At 56.4% G+C, this 16,439-nt stretch carries 29 protein-coding genes and 1 pseudogene; 8 read left to right on the top strand and 22 right to left on the bottom strand.

From position 1 onward, the window contains the following. Positions 1–114: 114 nt before the first annotated feature. The 18 genes from OH491_RS27645 to OH491_RS27560 form a co-directional block, all read right to left on the bottom strand. Positions 115–294 carry a hypothetical protein gene (locus OH491_RS27645; RefSeq protein WP_342751215.1) on the bottom strand — a complete coding sequence of 60 codons (180 nt, stop codon included), beginning with the start codon at positions 292–294 and terminating at the stop codon, positions 115–117. A 22-nt stretch (positions 295–316) separates the two neighbouring features. After that, positions 317–1,030, bottom strand: a complete 714-nt coding sequence (locus OH491_RS27640; RefSeq protein ID WP_342751214.1) for a hypothetical protein — start codon at positions 1,028–1,030, stop codon at positions 317–319. Between the two features lie 200 nt (positions 1,031–1,230). Continuing rightward, positions 1,231–1,398 carry a hypothetical protein gene (locus OH491_RS27635; protein ID WP_342751213.1) on the bottom strand — a complete coding sequence of 56 codons (168 nt, stop codon included), beginning with the start codon at positions 1,396–1,398 and terminating at the stop codon, positions 1,231–1,233. Positions 1,399–2,044: 646 nt separating this feature from the next. After that, positions 2,045–2,239: a hypothetical protein gene (locus tag OH491_RS27630; protein WP_342751212.1), complete on the bottom strand. Its 195-nt coding sequence runs from the start codon at positions 2,237–2,239 to the stop codon at positions 2,045–2,047. Between the two features lie 392 nt (positions 2,240–2,631). Continuing rightward, a complete protein-coding gene (locus OH491_RS27625) occupies positions 2,632–2,841 on the bottom strand; it encodes a hypothetical protein (RefSeq protein WP_342751211.1) in 210 nt (69 codons plus the stop codon). Beyond that, a complete protein-coding gene (locus OH491_RS27620; RefSeq protein ID WP_342751210.1) occupies positions 2,814–3,413 on the bottom strand; it encodes a hypothetical protein in 600 nt (199 codons plus the stop codon). Before OH491_RS27620 ends, OH491_RS27625 begins: the two co-directional genes overlap by 28 nt. Beyond that, on the bottom strand, positions 3,410–3,652 hold the full coding sequence (locus OH491_RS27615) for a hypothetical protein (protein WP_342751209.1): 243 nt from the start codon (positions 3,650–3,652) through the stop codon (positions 3,410–3,412). Before OH491_RS27615 ends, OH491_RS27620 begins: the two co-directional genes overlap by 4 nt. Further along, complete coding sequence (locus OH491_RS27610; protein WP_342751208.1) at positions 3,652–3,954, bottom strand: hypothetical protein; 303 nt, start codon at positions 3,952–3,954, stop codon at positions 3,652–3,654. The genes OH491_RS27615 and OH491_RS27610 overlap by 1 nt, the downstream gene beginning before the upstream one ends. 55 nt (positions 3,955–4,009) lie before the next feature. Next, complete coding sequence (locus tag OH491_RS27605; RefSeq protein WP_342751207.1) at positions 4,010–4,522, bottom strand: hypothetical protein; 513 nt, start codon at positions 4,520–4,522, stop codon at positions 4,010–4,012. Positions 4,523–4,539: 17 nt separating this feature from the next. Beyond that, complete coding sequence (locus tag OH491_RS27600; RefSeq protein WP_342751206.1) at positions 4,540–4,770, bottom strand: hypothetical protein; 231 nt, start codon at positions 4,768–4,770, stop codon at positions 4,540–4,542. Positions 4,771–5,275: 505 nt separating this feature from the next. Next, positions 5,276–5,893: a hypothetical protein gene (locus OH491_RS27595; RefSeq protein ID WP_342751205.1), complete on the bottom strand. Its 618-nt coding sequence runs from the start codon at positions 5,891–5,893 to the stop codon at positions 5,276–5,278. 1 nt (position 5,894) lies between these two features. Next, complete coding sequence (locus OH491_RS27590) at positions 5,895–6,104, bottom strand: hypothetical protein (protein ID WP_342751204.1); 210 nt, start codon at positions 6,102–6,104, stop codon at positions 5,895–5,897. After that, complete coding sequence (locus OH491_RS27585) at positions 6,101–6,535, bottom strand: hypothetical protein (protein WP_342751203.1); 435 nt, start codon at positions 6,533–6,535, stop codon at positions 6,101–6,103. The genes OH491_RS27590 and OH491_RS27585 overlap by 4 nt, the downstream gene beginning before the upstream one ends. 147 nt (positions 6,536–6,682) lie before the next feature. Beyond that, positions 6,683–7,084 carry a hypothetical protein gene (locus OH491_RS27580; protein WP_342751202.1) on the bottom strand — a complete coding sequence of 134 codons (402 nt, stop codon included), beginning with the start codon at positions 7,082–7,084 and terminating at the stop codon, positions 6,683–6,685. Positions 7,085–7,184: 100 nt separating this feature from the next. Continuing rightward, positions 7,185–7,409, bottom strand: a complete 225-nt coding sequence (locus OH491_RS27575; RefSeq protein WP_342751201.1) for a hypothetical protein — start codon at positions 7,407–7,409, stop codon at positions 7,185–7,187. Then, on the bottom strand, positions 7,406–7,783 hold the full coding sequence (locus OH491_RS27570) for a hypothetical protein (protein WP_342751200.1): 378 nt from the start codon (positions 7,781–7,783) through the stop codon (positions 7,406–7,408). Before OH491_RS27570 ends, OH491_RS27575 begins: the two co-directional genes overlap by 4 nt. A 40-nt stretch (positions 7,784–7,823) precedes the next feature. Continuing rightward, positions 7,824–8,144 (bottom strand): hypothetical protein, encoded by a 321-nt coding sequence (locus tag OH491_RS27565; RefSeq protein WP_342751199.1) that lies wholly within the window; start codon positions 8,142–8,144, stop codon positions 7,824–7,826. A gap of 27 nt (positions 8,145–8,171) precedes the next feature. Continuing rightward, complete coding sequence (locus OH491_RS27560; protein WP_342751153.1) at positions 8,172–8,459, bottom strand: hypothetical protein; 288 nt, start codon at positions 8,457–8,459, stop codon at positions 8,172–8,174. 93 nt (positions 8,460–8,552) lie between these two features. Here OH491_RS27560 and OH491_RS27555 point away from each other — a divergent pair, with 93 nt between their 5' ends. Genes OH491_RS27555 through OH491_RS27530 form a run of 6 tightly spaced genes read left to right on the top strand, consistent with a single transcriptional unit; the run spans position 8,553 to position 11,024 of the window. Next, positions 8,553–8,819 (top strand): hypothetical protein, encoded by a 267-nt coding sequence (locus tag OH491_RS27555; RefSeq protein WP_342751198.1) that lies wholly within the window; start codon positions 8,553–8,555, stop codon positions 8,817–8,819. Then, positions 8,816–9,043 carry a hypothetical protein gene (locus OH491_RS27550; RefSeq protein ID WP_342751197.1) on the top strand — a complete coding sequence of 76 codons (228 nt, stop codon included), beginning with the start codon at positions 8,816–8,818 and terminating at the stop codon, positions 9,041–9,043. The genes OH491_RS27555 and OH491_RS27550 overlap by 4 nt, the downstream gene beginning before the upstream one ends. Beyond that, the gene (locus OH491_RS27545) at positions 9,024–9,227 is read left to right on the top strand and encodes a hypothetical protein (RefSeq protein WP_342751196.1); all 204 of its coding nucleotides are present in this window, start codon (positions 9,024–9,026) and stop codon (positions 9,225–9,227) included. The genes OH491_RS27550 and OH491_RS27545 overlap by 20 nt, the downstream gene beginning before the upstream one ends. Positions 9,228–9,259: 32 nt before the next feature. After that, positions 9,260–9,427: a hypothetical protein gene (locus OH491_RS27540; RefSeq protein WP_342751195.1), complete on the top strand. Its 168-nt coding sequence runs from the start codon at positions 9,260–9,262 to the stop codon at positions 9,425–9,427. A gap of 47 nt (positions 9,428–9,474) precedes the next feature. Next, entirely contained in the window at positions 9,475–9,918 is a 444-nt protein-coding gene (locus OH491_RS27535) for a hypothetical protein (RefSeq protein WP_342751194.1), read from the top strand. After that, positions 9,918–11,024 (top strand): hypothetical protein, encoded by a 1,107-nt coding sequence (locus tag OH491_RS27530; RefSeq protein WP_342751193.1) that lies wholly within the window; start codon positions 9,918–9,920, stop codon positions 11,022–11,024. Before OH491_RS27535 ends, OH491_RS27530 begins: the two co-directional genes overlap by 1 nt. Positions 11,025–11,699: 675 nt before the next feature. Here the strand turns inward: OH491_RS27530 and OH491_RS27525 are convergent. The 4 genes from OH491_RS27525 to OH491_RS27510 form a co-directional block, all read right to left on the bottom strand. Continuing rightward, positions 11,700–12,140, bottom strand: a complete 441-nt coding sequence (locus OH491_RS27525; RefSeq protein WP_342751192.1) for a hypothetical protein — start codon at positions 12,138–12,140, stop codon at positions 11,700–11,702. Positions 12,141–12,356: 216 nt separating this feature from the next. Beyond that, the gene (locus tag OH491_RS27520; protein WP_342751191.1) at positions 12,357–12,560 is read right to left on the bottom strand and encodes a hypothetical protein; all 204 of its coding nucleotides are present in this window, start codon (positions 12,558–12,560) and stop codon (positions 12,357–12,359) included. Then, positions 12,557–13,015, bottom strand: a complete 459-nt coding sequence (locus OH491_RS27515) for a hypothetical protein (protein ID WP_342751190.1) — start codon at positions 13,013–13,015, stop codon at positions 12,557–12,559. Before OH491_RS27515 ends, OH491_RS27520 begins: the two co-directional genes overlap by 4 nt. A gap of 130 nt (positions 13,016–13,145) precedes the next feature. Beyond that, a complete protein-coding gene (locus OH491_RS27510) occupies positions 13,146–13,874 on the bottom strand; it encodes a hypothetical protein (RefSeq protein WP_342751189.1) in 729 nt (242 codons plus the stop codon). Between the two features lie 756 nt (positions 13,875–14,630). Between OH491_RS27510 and mobF the strand changes: the two are divergent. Both mobF and OH491_RS27495 read left to right on the top strand, forming a co-directional pair. Beyond that, positions 14,631–15,325 (top strand): annotated as a pseudogene (gene mobF / locus OH491_RS28390) (MobF family relaxase). After that, positions 15,235–16,308 (top strand): AAA family ATPase, encoded by a 1,074-nt coding sequence (locus OH491_RS27495; RefSeq protein WP_342751187.1) that lies wholly within the window; start codon positions 15,235–15,237, stop codon positions 16,306–16,308. Before mobF ends, OH491_RS27495 begins: the two are co-directional and overlap by 91 nt. Positions 16,309–16,439: the final 131 nt, after the last annotated feature.

The raw sequence follows: 16,439 nt of genomic DNA, 5'->3' as shown, positions 1-16,439 counted from the left end.
CGCCCTGAAAGGCGGCCCGAAGGCCGTCGCCGCGCACAGCGGAGGGTTCCTCTCTCCGGGAGAGGGGAAGGGGCGTGGGGATGGATTGGGTGTCTTCATGGTAAAACTCGGCGATTAGGCGGCGGACTGGTTTTGAGGTTCGGACTTTTGAGCCGGCTCTTCTTTGCCAGACTTGTATTCCTCTGGCGGCAAGGTTGAGCGGCGAAGGTCAATGGGTTCCAGTGTGTATAAATAAAATTCTTTGCCCGGAAGGACGGCCACATAGTATCCCTTCTCGTCGATCTGTTTGCGCATGTCGTCAAGCAGCTTGCTTATCCTATCGACACCCCGGCCACGCCCTCCAAGGCGGCATTTTGACGCCGGGCACCTCCTGATTCACCGTCTGGTTTGTCAGCGGATTTATCACGGGATTATAATCCTTCAACTTGCGCGTCATGGCCGCAATGGCATCGAGGAGGACCAACTTGACCGCGCTTTCGCTGATGCTTTGGAAGCGATGCCCTTTGATGCCCGCCTTCTTCTCATCCGGTCCCCATATTCCCCGCGTTTCGTCGTAATCCCTCGTCAAGGCGGTGCCGGCGACCGACAGCGTCATGGAGTTCTGTTCGCTGTTGGTTCGCCAGACAAAGTCCAGCGGCCTGACGCCGTGATGGAATCGCGCGCGGGATTCGGTTGCCCATCCCGTGCAATTCGACGCCTGCGGAATGACAACGCGAGTCGCTCCGTCCTTGTCGATGTTGACGGTGTCTTCCAGTGTGATGGCAATGATTGGCGTCTCGGGTTGCCGGTCTCCGGCGAGGAAATGAGCATGCAGCGTATCAACCGATAGGGAGGCAAGTAGTAGGTCGCCGGTTGCAGCGTTCTCTTTTTTGGCGCGGGCCTGTAAGGATAAAGCGCAATCGGGGTTGGCTCCGTGACGAGCTGCTTCTTGACGTTCTCGGTATGGGTGGCGGGCCTTCGTCTTGGTTGGATTTTCTTGGCTCCTCGGGTGGCGCGATGAATTTTGAGACGGACGCGCCGAATTTCGCAACCACCGGCTGATTCGGAGCCTCTTCCTGCCTGTGTTTCGCCTCCGCAGCCTTCTCGGCGGGCGCGCTAGTGGACCGACGGCGCTCGGTGCTGCCATTGTAGAGGCGGTATCCTATTATGCCAAACAGCACAACCAGGACCAAAACCCCAAAATAAGGCTTGAATATGAGGCGTTTGACTCTGCCGAAAACACTCATTGGCTCACTTCCTTTCGTGCGTCAACGACCGGAGAAAGTCGTTGTCGATTGAAATGTCAGCGCGGCGTCCATCCGAGGTCCCGGTATAGGTTATATACCCTATATTTTGCCCGGCCTCGGGTTGCGTGACGGTCAGCTTGCGGATGCCGAAATCCCGGTCGCCCTTGGACACGACAAGAGGGTTTGGTTCGTCTGCCGAAACCGGGTAGTTGATGGAGAAATAGAGCGTATCGGTCCGTCTCTTCGCGGTTGAGGCAACAATCTTGTAACGTCCTGTTTGCGAGAGAAGCGCACCCTTTTGGTTTTGACCTCCGCCGTGCGACCTCCGGGTCGGTGATGGCGACAGTTTCGATCTCGGGCGACAGCTCCCAAGTCACACGGGCGGGATTGCGGGCCGGTATCTCGCCGGGGAGCTGCGCGAAGCTGGGCCAATAAATGTTTCGCCCAACGCGCAATCCCACTTCCTGCGGCTTGTAGTGGAGCGGTTCATCGGAATCGTTGATGAAGATGGCGCGGAAAACAAGGTGTCATCCCGGTCGAAGCGAAACACCGGTCGATGACCACGCGGTAGCCGGGATACTCGATGACCTTTCCCGGCGCGGCGACCTCGATGCTGCGCTGCAATTCCGGTGCTGCTTTTGATCACGAAGTATGTCTTCGCATCATTCAATATGTCATGCAGTCGTTTTGGCGTAACGCTTATCCGCCTAGCCTGGGCGATGGAAGAGCCCTTTTTGGCTCGCTGATAGACAGGGTGCGGGTCGGGTTCTCCGAATAATAGAAGCGAAAACTGTAAACCCTCTCGCCAATGATAACGTTCAGGTCAGCGGTGCCAGGCAGCAATGCCTTGACACTGAAAACCGAGTCCCCTGCTCGTGTTGCAGAAATACTGGCGCGACCGTGTGTGCCTGCGTGGTGATGCCGTTCCCGTCCATGCCGTCGATGGGAAAGGGCATGAGGATGGTGGTGGGCACGGCGCCAACAGCGACCTCGTAGGGCGTCGTATCCTGCAAGAGTAGTTTTTCATGACGCCCACGGGCGGCGTTTCGACCGCCGGGGCTGGTCGGCGGCCTGCGCCGTGGACGCCAATGCGATGACTAGCGCGATTCTTTGTAGTCGAAGTCCCATACGCCTATCGGATATTTTTGGTTGGTGGCCGCGTCCGGTTGCGGAAGAGGCTGAATATGATTTCAAATTTGAGGCTATCGAGCTTGGGCCGTCCGTTGAACACACCGGTTCGTATCAACTGGCCCTGAACACGTGCCCTCAGCGTGTTATCCGTGTCAACGATGACGTCCGTCGCGCTTATTTCGGCTTTCTGGTGATAGCTGAACTCGGCAAAGAGGGCTTTTGGCCATCGAGAGCTGCTTCAACTTCTCCTTGGCGTCGGAGTTGAAGCAGAGGTCTATGATGTCCGTGCTGTCGGCCCTTCGGGGCCTCGGTTGAGCATGGCGAGCGCATCCAGATTCGCGCTCACTTTGTGGAAGGCGATGGCGTCGCGGAAGCGTATCTGCGGGGAAATCGTCACGCTGCCGTCGCCGTTCACCTGCACCACGGTCTGCGGCTCCCGCATGATGTAGATGGTGGTTATCGGGCCAAGGGCGGTTGTGAACATGAAAAAAGGCAGGCAATCATCAAAATCCGCACCGAGAGAATGCGGTTAGCCAGGATGTCGAAGACACCTTCATCGGAAGCGGTCGCCGCATCCGTTTTCTTCTCAAAATTTGACAGGAAAGGGATTTTCATATGCTTATCGTGCCGCGTGTCCCACATAAGGGATGGCGGAAACAGCCTGGTTGACCGGGCTAAACGAAGTGCCGCCTTGGGTGAATATATAGAAAGTCGTCGGGGCACCATCAGAGTGCCGATGAGAAACACGATTCCCGCCATATTGCTCAAAAACATGAACTTGACCATATTGGTCGCTTCAAGGCCGCCCACACCCAAAAGGAGGGTGTGCACGAGACCGGCCACGAGCGTGAATCCGAGCGGCCATGCGAGAACGCTTAAAAGCCAGCAGATATAGGTCACGGCCTTTTGCTTCAAGGCGTCGCACGTGAGCGCGCAGATTGCAATCGGCATAAAGGAGAACATGACGGGAACGAGTGCCTTTTGTATATAATAGAACGGTATCGTGACCCAGTTGATGACCAATTGCAGCAGGGAGTTCATCGCCAGCAGTATCATATTTTTAAGCGCTCCGATTCCGATGTCCAGGCCGGTGGTGACAAACTTGTAGGCCTTTTTATCAGGCCGTCTTCATTCTTTTCGCTGTCAAGCAATTCGTCCAGTTGGCGCTGCTGCTTGTTGAGGGTGTTCAGAACCACGCTGATTTTGAAACCGTCTGTCTCGGCGGCGAGCGTATTGGCCGGCCAATAAAAGAGGTTGGTCACGAGCGGCCTCCATACCGGAATGGAAACGCTCATCAGGACGCAGAGGAAATCTTCCCTATTCCGGCCAGCACCGCGGATGGCGAGCTGCGGTTTTTCCAGACGTGATTATAATATCCGATCAAGGTGACAATGAAGGCTACTCCGTAAATCCAGAAGCGTATGTTGCCCTCGAAAACCGTCTCGAAGGTAGGAGGTATTTCAATGGTTATGTCAGGGTTCATTGTCTCGGATTCCGGGACTGCCTTAATGCTATTATCTACTGTATTCAATATATTGAAATCGGGCAACAACACGTCGGCGACGATGATGGCGGCGAGAATGGCGGCAAAGATCAATATATAGAGCCGGAACCAGGCCCAGAGGTAGGCCCGGTAGCCTTTCCAGCTATAATTACCAAATAATCTCCTGAACATTGAGTTGATTGCGCTGGTTGCTCACTTCCTTGTCGTTGGATTCCTGCACCTGCGTTTTGACCTCGTTTTCCTTTGCAGCTTGGGTGTCATTGATGGTCTTTTGGGCTTGCAGGTAGGCGAGGACATCCGGTTTTGAGCTTGCAGATTCACCAGACGCACCTGCAAGGACTCGATTTTGCCCGGAGTTTTCGTATTCCTGCTGATCGATGCCCGGACGCATCATGCGTTCGTAGGTTTCGGCAATCTCCGTATTTATTTCGCCCATTTCCTTGGCCGTGTTTTCGAGGGTTTCCACGGTCTTTTTCGCAACCTTCTCAAAATTGGTTTCCTTGAGGATTCTATCGGCATTCACCGGAACTTGCTTGCCGAAGGCGTTGCGGTTGACGATGCCTCGCTGGCCGTAGTCAACCTCAAGGGCCACGCGCGGCTCGCGACTCCAGTCCTTGGTGAGATTTTCGGCACGAAGTTTGAGCGATTTCGCATCATTCACGACCTTGGCCCAATCGCCTATCGTGGTTCGCAATGCGTTCTGGCCGTCGAGCAGCTTTTTGCTTTCTCAATCTGCTCGATCTGCTGCTGTATCATCTTTTCATATTTAAGCACCTCCTCGGACCATCGCGCCGCGGTCTCCAGCTTGGTCTCGATGAGTATGGCGTAATTCGACGGGTCGAACGTGATGTCGCCGACGCCGAAAATCGCGAACGATTTCGGCGCGAAGACAAGGCAGGCGGTTGCCAAGGCAACGGTAATGCGGGCGGCGTTTTCATGGTGAAACGGGTTGTGGATTACTGGGCGGAAACTTTGATATATTCAGTGGTGGGGTTGATTTTGACGCCATTGATGACGCGCGGGCGCGGCGAAAGGTATCTCGATGGAATTGTCCTCCGGCTGAGTCCGGCACCGGCCTCAAATCCGTTCTGCTGGGCGTTCTGGATAGCCGCGTAGGTGACATGGGCGTTTTGGGCGCGCCCTGCTCATAGGCAAGGGCCAGCTCCTCCTGCTTGCGTTTTTCGTCCTGAGTGCGGGCGTATTCGGAGATGCCGATGGCCGTGACGCCGCCCGCCAGCGTCCAGTAGGGATTGCCGTTGCTGAGCTGATTTGCGGTGAGCCGCCGGCGGCCCGGCGAACGTGGTGTTGACGAGGCGGTTGACCGGCTGGACTGGCAGCCTGCCAAAGCAGCGGCGAGAAGGGCAGGAATGAGGGCGAGGAATTTAGGCTGCATTTTGATCGAACGAGTATTGGGTTATGCCGGAGATCGGCGGGATTGCGGAGCGACTGAAATAGCAGGCTGACGAGTAGCGTTTGTTCGGCGGCATGTTGAGTGGGATGGGGAGTTTTCGACGCTGTCGCGCATCCCGTCCGGCAACTGGATGCGGGCCGCGAACTCCTTGAACTCCTTGGCGTCATCGTGGCGCGTGATGAGCCATTGGCGGGTGTTGTTGAGCAACGTCGAGACGCCCTCGATATGGGCGATCTGCGCGAAGTCTTGAAGAATGAAGGCGAATACGCAGTTGTATTTCGCGAGCTGGGCGGAAAGCTCGAGCGCGAGCTTGGCACCGCCGGCATTTGGACGATGCGGGCAAGCTCCTCCATCGTAAAGCGCTTTACCAGCTTGCGCGGCATCGTGACGATGCGCTGGCGGATGCGGCCGGTGATGTTTAACGCAATGGCCCGCGCAGCGCGAGGTCGTTGTTATCGGCCTTGGCGAGTTCAAAGTGCACGACGCGGCCGTCAAACCGGCGGTTGGTGTAGCCGTCGAACAGGGGCCGTATTCCCCGGTCGCGCACCAGTTGTCCATGAGCGAGGCGAGTTCGGCGACTTCGCCGCTGTCGTGCTCGGTGCCGGGCCGCAGCCGCAACAATTCAGTGAGTTCGGAGTGAAGCGGGTATTGCTCGGTCGTGAACTTGGAAAAGGCATGGCGCTCCGCCGTGCGCGGTCTGCGGATCTTTGATGAAATGGGTGATTTCCGCTTCGCTGATCTTCGACATGAACTCCAGCACTTCGCCATCGTTCGCGGCGATGCGGTCGCGCAGATGGACGTAGGCGTCAAAAAGCGTATCGTCCGGGGTCATGCGCTGCCTGTGCCACAAATGAATGGCTGTCGCCTCGCGCTGCGAGGCCCGGTTGGCCTCGGATTCTTCCTCGCCCATTCCTCCTGTGCCTCGCGGTAACAGATGTTGATGTAGTAGGCGAGGTAGGCGCGCCGCCGCGTGTTGAGCCGGGCATCGCCGGAGTCGCCAGCAAAATGGGTCGCCAAGCTGATCGCGTAGGCCAGATGCTCGGGATCGAGCGGTGCACCCATCGTATCCAGATAATTAATACTTATATTCCCGCTCTTCTGGATGACGATGGGCTTTTCGCCGTGGTCCGTCGTGTAGTTGGTGTGTGACGCGCCCTCCTCGACCATGACGTCGTAGTCGTAAGGGCCGGTCTGATAAAGAAGATTATTGTATTTGACGCTTTTGCCCGAACGGCTGCCGCCAGCGACGCCGGTGCTCTGCACCGGCCGTTGACGATAAAGCGCACTCCGCAAAGCGCGCGGTCGGAGGACAGCCAGAGAGCCTGGGCATTGGCGAGATCGCCGGTAAAGCTCGCGGAGAAGGGAATCAGATTGGCGACATGCTCGTCGGCAAGCTCCTTGTCGCGGGCGTCATAGGGATGAAAACAGTTGCCCGGGAATGTCGCAAAAAGTTTCGAGCGTGGTAACCTCGAGGTGCGTGTCGTAGGCGCGCGCGCTCTTGATCGAGGTGATGGCCTGCTTCAACGCGCTCATGTCCGCCGCCAGCTTGGACTCGTCGGTATTCCAGACGCGGACCACGAAAAGCGTGCTGAACAGGCGCGTGTGGCCCTCGCCGAGTTGGGACACGGCGTGCCTTTTGCGCTTGATGGTGTCCTCGCGGATTTGGGAAGTCGTCGTTGCCGTCCGCCCCTGCGACTCCAACTCCTGGGCCTCGGTTTCCTCGCGCATCATGATTTGATACGTGTCCAGCGGCTGCAAGTTGACCGTGATCTGGTAATTCAGGAGCGAGGTTTTGGTAAGGTTGTTAATCATGCCCTCATAGGTCTGAGAGCCGATATTTTGCAGTATAAGCAGCCGTGGTAATGGCCGTCCATATACATTCTTCCAATATGGTCGGTATTTATGTCCGATGTCATGCAGTTGCGGGCGATGGAAATCCTGTCGTTGAACTGCACGTTGGCATCGGCGAGCCATTCGTTTGAATTGGGATTGAAAAGAGATAGGTGTGGAGCTGGTGAGCGCGCTTGTTCATCGGCTCCACGTTCACGCCGTCGCCAAAGGCCAGTTTGATTTCGTTGTAGTGCTGGTCGTATTGATTCTCGAATTGTTTCAGAATCGCGCGGTAGTAGCTTTTCAAGCCTTCCTTGCCGGCCAGCGTCGGCGGCGCGGACTCAATCTGTTGCGAGACGAACAAAACCAGATGCTCCCGGCGAAGCTGCTTCTCCTGAGCATTCTCCGGAAATAACGGGCGGTTGACTCCTGACTTTTTTTCAGCGGGATTTTTGCCTTCGCGGTGGCCGCCTCATAAGCATCGAGGGCCTTGCTGTAGTCCGCATTGCAGCACCATTGGAACTGAACGCGAATATTGAGCGCTATGCTCTGGAGGTATTTTACGATGTCTTCATGGCATTTCGCCGCCGCGGCGTCGCCGGCGCCGCGCAGATCGGGCGGGTTATCACAAAACCTCTCGTGATGGTCGCATTTTTTGAATGCGCCCCACAATGAAATCATTGATGAAGTAACCGTTGGGCGGGTGGCGATTCATTCTAAATCAATGGGGATGGCTCGGAGATTTTGCCGAGTTGGACCGTGGTGCGTCCGACAATCCGGCTTTCCAGCCAGTCCCGCAAATAGCGCTTCGGTTTTCCCATGATGAGGGTAAAATGACAAGCAGCAGCAGCGTGTTTGGCAGCAGGAATATGAAGATAACCGCCAGCCAAATGTTAATTTTCATCACTATAATAGAGACGAAAGTTAACATGACAGCTCCCATGAAGACGCCGGTGAGCGCGGCGAGCTGCGCCGGCGAAAATCCACCCCATAGGGTGCCCTTGGTTTGATGCCCTGCGTTAGTTGGCCGGTAGGTGGGCATTACTTGAAGGAGGGTTGCGACACCGCATCAGCACCGGCAAAGATGTAAAAGATCAAGGAGACAAAAGGGCCGCCGATGGCGAATGTCCATACGATGTAAAGGCGGCCTTGCTGGCTGCCGGATTCGAGTTTTAGTTCCGGCCCCGACAAAATACGCGATCAGGGCGACCAAGAAGCTAATCGCAATAATGATTCCGGCGATCTTCCCAATGCCCTCCTTCAAGTCTTCAGTCGATTTCCATTGGGTCTGCGCGAGGATGGACAAGTCGAGCGCTGCGTGATAAGTTTTGGTGATGAAATATAGTATTGAGTTCATGATTGCAATTCGCACATTGGCCTAATAGCCCAAACTGACAAGCCTAAACTTGCCCTCAAAATCACATGCCTAGAACTGTCCGTATATCTCCCTTTGTCTTCGATCTCACCCGGCCTTGAGCGCCAAACTGGAAGAGTTGGCGCTGGCCTGCTCGATGCCGTCCTCAACGTCACAAGCGCCTCTGTCGTGCGTTCGTTGATTGCCAATGCCCAAACGGGTGTGGAGTTTGTCGGCATCGTTCGGATGCAGGCGGAAAAGGAAAAGATCGCATGGCTGGAAAGCCGCCGCTCAAAAAGACCTCGTCTCAACAATCGGGAAAGCGCAGTCGCGCCTACCCCGTGGAAATGCCGGAGGAGATGAAGCTCAAGCTCAACGAGCTGGCAAGCAGCTCGGCTATCAACATCAGCGACATCAGCACGGCCGGCCGCATCAGTTGCGGCTGCATCGTGCGCGCGCTCATTGCGAGTGCGTCCGCCACCCCTGACTTCATCATCAGTGTCCGCCAGCAGGCGATGCAGGAAAGAAACTCCTGGCGCGAGAAACGGCGGCAATACCGTAAAAGAAATGAATCTGGACAAGATTGACCTCGTGAACGGCTTCATGCCGTGGATTTCGGAACGCATCAAGGGACAACCGGAAGTGCTCGCCGCGCTCAATGAGCATCTGGCTTGTAGCGAACTCGGTTTGACCGACCCGCTTTACGTCAAGGGTGGTTTCATGTTCGTTGGCCCGACCGGCGTGGGAAAACCGAGGTCACGCTATGCCTGACCGATTACTTCGCCGACGGGAATCTCTGCAAGATGAACATGTCGGAGTTCAAAACGACTGAAAGCATCATGGAACTTCGCGCGCGCCTCACCAAAGCCCATATGGGGCAATGCCGAGTGTTCCTGCTGGATGAAATCGAGAAAGCCCATTGGGAGGCTATGGATTTGCTGCTGGGCATCCGGACAAAGGAGCCGAGCTGACCGCCGCCGATGGCAGGCTCATCAACTTTACCGATTCCTATTTCGTCATGACCTCGAACTTGGGCGCGAAAGAAGCAATGCGTTCAAGAACGAATAACTACACCTCGTTCAAGAACACGGTCTTGCAGTATGTCACGCTGGCTATGCGCCCGGAAATCATCGGACGGCTGAGCAAACTTGGCGGCATTCATGTTTTCCGTCGCTTGGGCGAGCCGGAGCAACGCGCTCTGGCGGGATTTCACATCAAGCGCGTGCTCGAACGCATGGCCCGCCATGGATGCCACCTCGAACTGTCAGAGTCCGCCTTTGAATACATCGTGCGCAACGGCTACTCGGCCGAGTATGGGGCGCGCAACATGGAAGGTGTCATCATGAAGGCGATTCAAGAGGCGGTGAGCACAGCGGCACGGGTGCGGCAGCAAGTCAGCGGACGGCTGATCGAGAACCCGGATAGCAATGGTCTGACCATCGTCCGGTGGCCTAAATTTTGATGCCGGGTTTTGTCTCGGTCCCTGCTTGTGAAATTCGTAGAATTTTGGACCTTGGGAAGCTGCGCGCAATCAAGGTCGAGGGGCAGGGCGGGGATAAGTCGAGTTGGAAACGTTTGCCGGCCTGCAATGCGTTTCGGGATGTGATGATGTCGTTGAGCGTATGCAGTTCGTTCACCAGCGCACGTTCGGGACAGACGCCGGCGCGCACTTCGCGCCATGCCATGCAGGTAAAGCCTGCATATGGTGACGAGCATGGATGCGTGCCGGAGATCGTTTCGCGTGGTGCCATCGAACCTTTTGTTATCAAGCGCGCAAAGATTGCCGATCTTGGCTTTCAGCAAGGTCAGCGGGCTTGGAACGCGGGCGTTCACGCCCGGGAGCATTTCGATGGTGACGCCGCCGGACAAGTCGGCGTGGTTCACGCCCAGGACGCTGCGCAACACATCCACCTCGAGCAATCCGCCGGGGACTCCTTGGAGAGCACGGCGGCAATGGGATTTCTGGCGTCGGGATTGACACGGATTTGCCAGCCGCGCCGCTCCGCCAGTTTTTGGGCGAGGGCGACGTCTCCAACAATGTCCGCGTCGGTGCTGGTGAACGGCGCCAATCGCAGTAATTCCGGGCTCTGGTCGCGCATCACCTCGGCCCATAAGTTGACCGCCTGGCCGCCTACAATGAGAGGTTTTGACTGGTCACCGAAAAGATCGGCGAAGGCCTTTGGTTCAAAATCGGGCATTACAAGTGATAACTCACGACACGCGGGCGAAAGTTTTTGGGAAGCGGAAAGCCGAGCATTCCTCCTGAATTTGAGCCGGTGTTTTGAGGCCAAGCTCAATGCGCGCGGCATCATAGCAACGATTGGCGCTTTTGCGTTCCCACACTTGATCGGCGAAAGACAGCCCCTCAAGCGCACGCGGCGCGGCAGCTCGGGGTTGCGCCGGAGCAGCGTCTTGAAATACTCAATATCCCGAGTCGGTCTGGCTTGGACTGTGTTCATGGTAAGGCTTTCGGGATTCTGGCTGTTGCTCGCGCTCAACGGAATGCTCTCGGCGCGGAATCATTCGCGCTTTGCATTAGTTTTCGCAGGAGCCTTGTCATGGATTTGAAAGTAGGAAAACCTAAGCAGAACGCAATAGTTGAGAGGGAATTTGTGTTGAAAGCATGGCGGAGCGAGCATGACGGCGCTGCGCGCCGAAGGGCGGCCCGTAGGCCGCGGCACGCACAGCGGAGGGTTCCCTCTCCCGGGAGAGGGGAAGGGGCGTGGGGATGGATTGGGAGCTGGGAAGATGTGCCGGCGCTGCCGGTTCAAGGAAGGCGTGGATGACGCCGGCGCCGTTCCGACCGGCCCGTGCGGGCCCGGTCGGGGATTTTCAGGCTTTGCGCCAAAGGCAGGGGATGCCTGGCGGAGGAAGCGCGGCTGCGCTTAATCCTAAATTCATAGATTCATAAATTATGAATCATGACGGACGCAGCTCGCGACGTGGAGGACATGGAATGAATCTCAGAAAATCTGAGGCGATTTCGCATCTGTGATAATCTGATTATCAACCCGCGTCCTTCCAGTTGCAGAATGGCGTTCAGCGCCATATCCATGACTTCTGAATCAAGATTGCTCAATTGGATTGCGTGGAGACCCAGTTCGGATCTGCCAATCTGGACATGCTCAACCTTGGCCGAACATTGATTTACATGGTGCCAGACCGAATCCATCCGGTTTCGGGCAATGAACCGTATCATCCGGGATCTCTTCAATCGACTGATTCCAGTCATAGACTTTTAGATTACAGGGGCCTGCCATTTCCGATGCTGATCCCGTGATTGTCGGTAAAGGGCTGCAAAGTGATGCGACTGATCTGCGTTCCAGAGATAGAGACGCCGGGACCAGTTGAACAGTCCGGCAATCGGCGCATGGCTATTGAAGCGGGTCTCAAACGACCTGATGTTTTCCTGCCAATGCGCCTCCGTTTGAAATCCGATAGCACCGTCCTCTCGCAAAACATGATAGGCGAAATCGTGCAGGGAACGGCGAGGACCTGACTTTCCGCCGCATGAGCCGTAAAACTGCCCCACCGGAATGCGAATATCGGAAGCTCCACGGTAATGTGAATCAAGGATTCCATGACCTGCATGAGTTCGGTGCGCATCGGGAAGTAATCAACCGCCGTATAATTGGCCATCTGCCAGACGGGATCGCTGGTAAAATCCTGATCGCCCAGTGGCAATAATCCGATGGGGTTTTGAACTGTTCAACCAACTCCGCGAGAAGTCGCTTTTGGCGGCACCGTTCACCCCATCTTCTTAAAGACAAATTCACCATGCGGCAAAGATCGCGCGCGCGACCAATGTCAGCAACGACTTTTGCACAAGCCCAACTCGTGCCGATGACGGCGAACCACGCGGTCATCGGCGTCGAGAACCTGAACGTGCGTGGCATGGCGTTAAACTCCAAAAATCCGTTTCCAAAACATGTAGCGGAAACGCGGCGAAATCTTCCGTCCGTCGTCGGTTCTCGGATACAAGTAGCCCTGCGTCCAGCGGCCCTCGACGTGAAAGATGATCGCTCTGAACTTTGGCAGTCTGGTGAAAATGCCCGTATGGAAAATATGACGCAGTTCTTGACGGACGCTGGTCGTGTTATTCATGGCGCCGAAGCTCCAGCTCTTGTCGCGCTGCCATTCCTTGCCAAAACATTTGCCGCCATTTCACGGCCGGTCTCATCGCGAATCGCGCCGATGACGTGATTGTTGAGGTTGGTAAAGACAACCTCGGCGATTTCCTTTTTCCCGTCCAGCGGCGGCAGCGCGGACGAATAGCTTTGCATCGCCAGAATCAAGGTGCCCCTGGCTTCACGGATTTTATCCAGCGTGTTATGATCTGCGAGCCCTTCCTCGGAGCATAGCAGGCTGTTCTGGCCTTCGTCGGCAAGCAGGATAACCGGTGTCAGTTTGGCGTGTTCCTCTTCGCTGTAATCGTCAAAACGCCGTAGCAAATGGTAGTAGCCTGCGAGTTTGAACCACGCGGTGATGTAGCGGCGCTGCGAAAGGTAGGCCTGCGGAATTGAGGGGCAAAGGATAAAGCCTTTATCGACGCAATCCAAGGTGACGTTCGGCGTATCGGACGAAAAACATCGCGCAACTCATCGGTTGCGTAAGGGCAAGATAAAGCTCGGTAGTCGATTTGATGCCTGATTTTTCTTCCGGTGCTTTTTGTCGAAGGATGCCCAAAACTCAAAAGCTCCGCGCATCGTTCCGACTCGGACGCCTTGAGCTGCAACCTCTCAAGTGCCTCGTTATAGGTCCGATCATCCGCGATGAAGTCATATGCATCGGCGAGAGTGGGGTGATGCCAATGGCGTCGAGCGTTTGAAAAGGTTCGAGATGGTTTTCGACCCTGATTCTTAAAAATGCGTTATTGGTTTTCTGCCCGCATGCAACTGCGGTGTCGATGACAAGCTGCGCGTAAGTGTCCCAAGGAATAGTCCGGTCACCGATGAAATTCATCATATGGGTGATCGGTATGTCCAAGTCTCGACCGCCTGCGTGGTCGCAAAACGATAAGTTTTTCAGGGCGCTTGAATGCCTTGCAAATCTTTCCCAGCACCGGTGAAAATTCGCCTTTTCGTCTATCGCAATGCAGCCGAAGTTCGGAATCGTGACCATGAGCTGGCTGAACATCGTGCGGATGACGCCGGCGGTCTTGCCGTGGCCGGAGCGTTGGACAATGCACCAGTGCGTCAGGAACTCATCGAGCGTCCACGTCATGCCGAGCATTTTCAGGACATGCCGCCCGCCTTCGTCCGGCATATCGACTTGCGGGCCGATGACATTGCACAGTTGCAGGAAGCCGACAACGGCGGCGATGCCGGCAACCCAAGGCATGCCGAAAACCAACGCTGTCACGCTGCCGCCGAATGCGAGCGCGCAAACGCAAAGATATTGGGCGCGGTCGGTATTCATGCCGCGCTGTCCGCTGCTTTGCCCTGCGCGGCTTCCTTGGTTTCTCAAAGGCAATTTTGCAAAACTTCCGAATCTCCTGCTCTGAGGTCACGATCTTCGGTTCAATTTTGAGGCTGTTTAATTGCTCGGCGATTTTCAGATAGCCGAGCCCGTAGGTTTCGCGCATCTGGCGTATCTGGTCGGTGAGTTCGGCAAGAATGGTGCCGATGAACGGATTCTCCTGTTTTTCTGCAACTCGCTGAGAACGTTTGCGAGTTGAGCTTTTGCGTTTTGACACGGGCGGCATCTTGGATGGCGCCTGTGGAACTGAGGTTTGGGATTGTGCCTTTGGTGTTTGGATTCATCGGGATGAAAATCAGACATTGGGCTAATAGCCCAAAAGACAACCTAATTTCCCCTATGCCGCGCGGCTTTGTAGCCGGCGCGCAAGCTGAGTCTTGCGCGTCTGAGCGCCGTTTAGGCCTCTGTGACGTGCGCAGCACGTTACTTATGCGCCAGCATAAGGAGTAAACTGTCCAGTATTGCAAAATGGCGAACTGCCATTTTCATTAAAGCGCTCATTGCCGCTCATGGTCACGCCAAAACCCAACTGAATCTTACCAACGCGAAGGAATATTTCAAAAGCACCTCGCGCATGGGGACTATTACACCGAAAAAGAGACTATCGCCGGCGAGTGGATAGGAGACGGTGCGGAGCGGCTTGACTGAGCGGTGCCGTGAGCGAAGCGGAGTTTCTACGCCTCTGCGAAGGCCTGCATCCGAAACGGGCGAGCGCCTGACCGCTCGCAAAACACCACGCGCGTCGTCAACGGCGTGGAGCAATCAAACCGGCGCGTCTTTTTCGATTTCGTCTTCCGTCCGCCAAAGAGCATTTCCCTCGCGGCGCTCTGTTTTGACGAGCGGCTTGTCGCGTTGCATAAGGAGGCGGTGCGGGACGCGCTGGCCGAGTTGGAAAAATACGCGGCGGCGCGAGTGCGCAAGAAGGGCGAACAGGGCCATCGCACGACCGGCAACTTTGTTGCCGCGCTTTTCTGCCACGATACCAGTCGTGCGCTCGATCCGCTCCTGCATACCCATGCCGTGATTTTTAACGCGACCTTTGACGGCGTCGAAGATCGCTGGAAGGCCCTCGAAAATCACGACATGTATCGTGCGCAAAAACTCGTGAGCGCGGTTTACGATGCAAAATGACCGCCGGGCTTAACCGCCTTGGCTACCGGCTGCGGTATGACGGCGAGCACTACGAGCTGGAAACCGTGCAGCGCGAACTCATCGAAAAATTCTCCAAACGCCGCGCTCAGATTGAGGCGATGGCTGACGAACAGATGTCGCGCCGGATGCCGGCGTTAACCTCTACACGTTGCGCGATCGCATCGCGCACGATCATCGTGCGCGAAAAATCAGCGATGCGAACGCCGACACGTTGCGGGCGGACTGGCTGCGGGAAATGAACGCCGCGGAGCGCGCCTCGCTACGTCCGTCGGCGCTGCCGCAACCTCCGTTGCTCGACCAAAACGCGGCGCTAGAGCGCGCCGTGAAGGTCGCCCATGATCTCACCTTTGAGCGCAAAAGCGTGGTTAAACGCAGTGAACTTGAGGCCGCGATACTTCGCGAAACATTCGGTTCCGGCATCAAGATCGAATCGGTCCGCAGCGCGCTGGCGCGCGAAAATTTCGCCGAAAGTGCCGATGGTGGCGAACTCGCCTCGCGTGAAGGACTGCGGCATGAGCTGTCGGTTTTGACCGCGGCAAAATTGGGGCGCAACCGACTGCCGCCGCTGAATGAAAAATTCGACGTCGCCAAGACGTCGCTCGATGCCGAGCAATGCGAAGCGGTGCGCCTGATCGCGAACAGCCGGGATTTCATCACGCTGTTTCGCGGCGCCGGAACCGGGAAAAGCTACACGCTGAATTTCGTCGCCAAGGCCGTGCGGGAAACGGCCGCACCGCTGGTCGTCCTAGCGCCACAGACCTCGCAAGTCCGGGACTTATGCAAGGACGGACTTGACGCGCACACGCTTGCGAGCGTGCAAAGCATTCCGGACGGCGCCGTCGTCATCCTCGATGAAGCCGGACAGGTCGGAGCGCGGCAGATGCATGACCTCGTGCAGAAAGTCCAGGCTGCGGCCGGCCGACTGATATTGTCGGGAGACACCCGCCAACATGGCGCGGTCGAGGCGTCCGACGCACTTGTCACCATCGAACGATATGCCGGCCTCAAAGCGGCGGAAATCCGCACCATCCGCCGCCAGGACCCGGCGCGCGGCGAGCGAAAAGAAGCGGCTCGCATTGCCTCCTACCGGGATGCTGTTTCTGCGGCAAGCGAAGGCGACTGGCGAAATCGCTCAAGCGTCTGCGTCAGATCGGAGCCGTCGAGGTGGTCCACGAACACAAACGCGTTGCCGCGGTTGCAGCTGCGGTCGTCGCCGATCTGAAAGAAAAAATAGCGTCCTCGCTGTGTCGCAAACACGCGCTGATGCCGCTGCGGTCAATGAGGCCATTTCAGCGGCCTGCCTTGAAAATGGCCTCATAAAAAAGCGCGCCTGATGGATACGCTCGTTCCGAA

This window comes from Termitidicoccus mucosus (assembly GCF_038725785.1).
GTDB lineage: Bacteria > Verrucomicrobiota > Verrucomicrobiia > Opitutales > Opitutaceae > Termitidicoccus > Termitidicoccus mucosus.
Note: the sequence above shows the minus strand (reverse complement) of the source record. Positions and strands in the feature narration are given on the sequence as shown.

Bases quoted from the DNA above. Each gene is read 5' to 3' on its own strand.
- OH491_RS27645 (WP_342751215.1), bottom strand. From the start codon at position 294: ATGCGCAAACAGATCGACGAGAAGGGATACTATGTGGCCGTCCTTCCG.
- OH491_RS27625 (WP_342751211.1), bottom strand. From the start codon at position 2,841: ATGTTCACAACCGCCCTTGGCCCGATAACCACCATCTACATCATGCGG.
- OH491_RS27620 (WP_342751210.1), bottom strand. From the start codon at position 3,413: ATGATACTGCTGGCGATGAACTCCCTGCTGCAATTGGTCATCAACTGG.
- OH491_RS27615 (WP_342751209.1), bottom strand. From the start codon at position 3,652: ATGAGCGTTTCCATTCCGGTATGGAGGCCGCTCGTGACCAACCTCTTT.
- OH491_RS27590 (WP_342751204.1), bottom strand. From the start codon at position 6,104: ATGACCCCGGACGATACGCTTTTTGACGCCTACGTCCATCTGCGCGAC.
- OH491_RS27580 (WP_342751202.1), bottom strand. From the start codon at position 7,084: ATGATTAACAACCTTACCAAAACCTCGCTCCTGAATTACCAGATCACG.
- OH491_RS27570 (WP_342751200.1), bottom strand. From the start codon at position 7,783: ATGATTTCATTGTGGGGCGCATTCAAAAAATGCGACCATCACGAGAGG.
- OH491_RS27565 (WP_342751199.1), bottom strand. From the start codon at position 8,144: ATGCCCACCTACCGGCCAACTAACGCAGGGCATCAAACCAAGGGCACC.
- OH491_RS27560 (WP_342751153.1), bottom strand. From the start codon at position 8,459: ATGAACTCAATACTATATTTCATCACCAAAACTTATCACGCAGCGCTC.
- OH491_RS27550 (WP_342751197.1), top strand. From the start codon at position 8,816: ATGAAGCTCAAGCTCAACGAGCTGGCAAGCAGCTCGGCTATCAACATC.
- OH491_RS27545 (WP_342751196.1), top strand. From the start codon at position 9,024: ATGAATCTGGACAAGATTGACCTCGTGAACGGCTTCATGCCGTGGATT.
- OH491_RS27540 (WP_342751195.1), top strand. From the start codon at position 9,260: ATGAACATGTCGGAGTTCAAAACGACTGAAAGCATCATGGAACTTCGC.
- OH491_RS27535 (WP_342751194.1), top strand. From the start codon at position 9,475: ATGACCTCGAACTTGGGCGCGAAAGAAGCAATGCGTTCAAGAACGAAT.
- OH491_RS27530 (WP_342751193.1), top strand. From the start codon at position 9,918: ATGCCGGGTTTTGTCTCGGTCCCTGCTTGTGAAATTCGTAGAATTTTG.
- OH491_RS27520 (WP_342751191.1), bottom strand. From the start codon at position 12,560: ATGAATAACACGACCAGCGTCCGTCAAGAACTGCGTCATATTTTCCAT.
- OH491_RS27510 (WP_342751189.1), bottom strand. From the start codon at position 13,874: ATGAATACCGACCGCGCCCAATATCTTTGCGTTTGCGCGCTCGCATTC.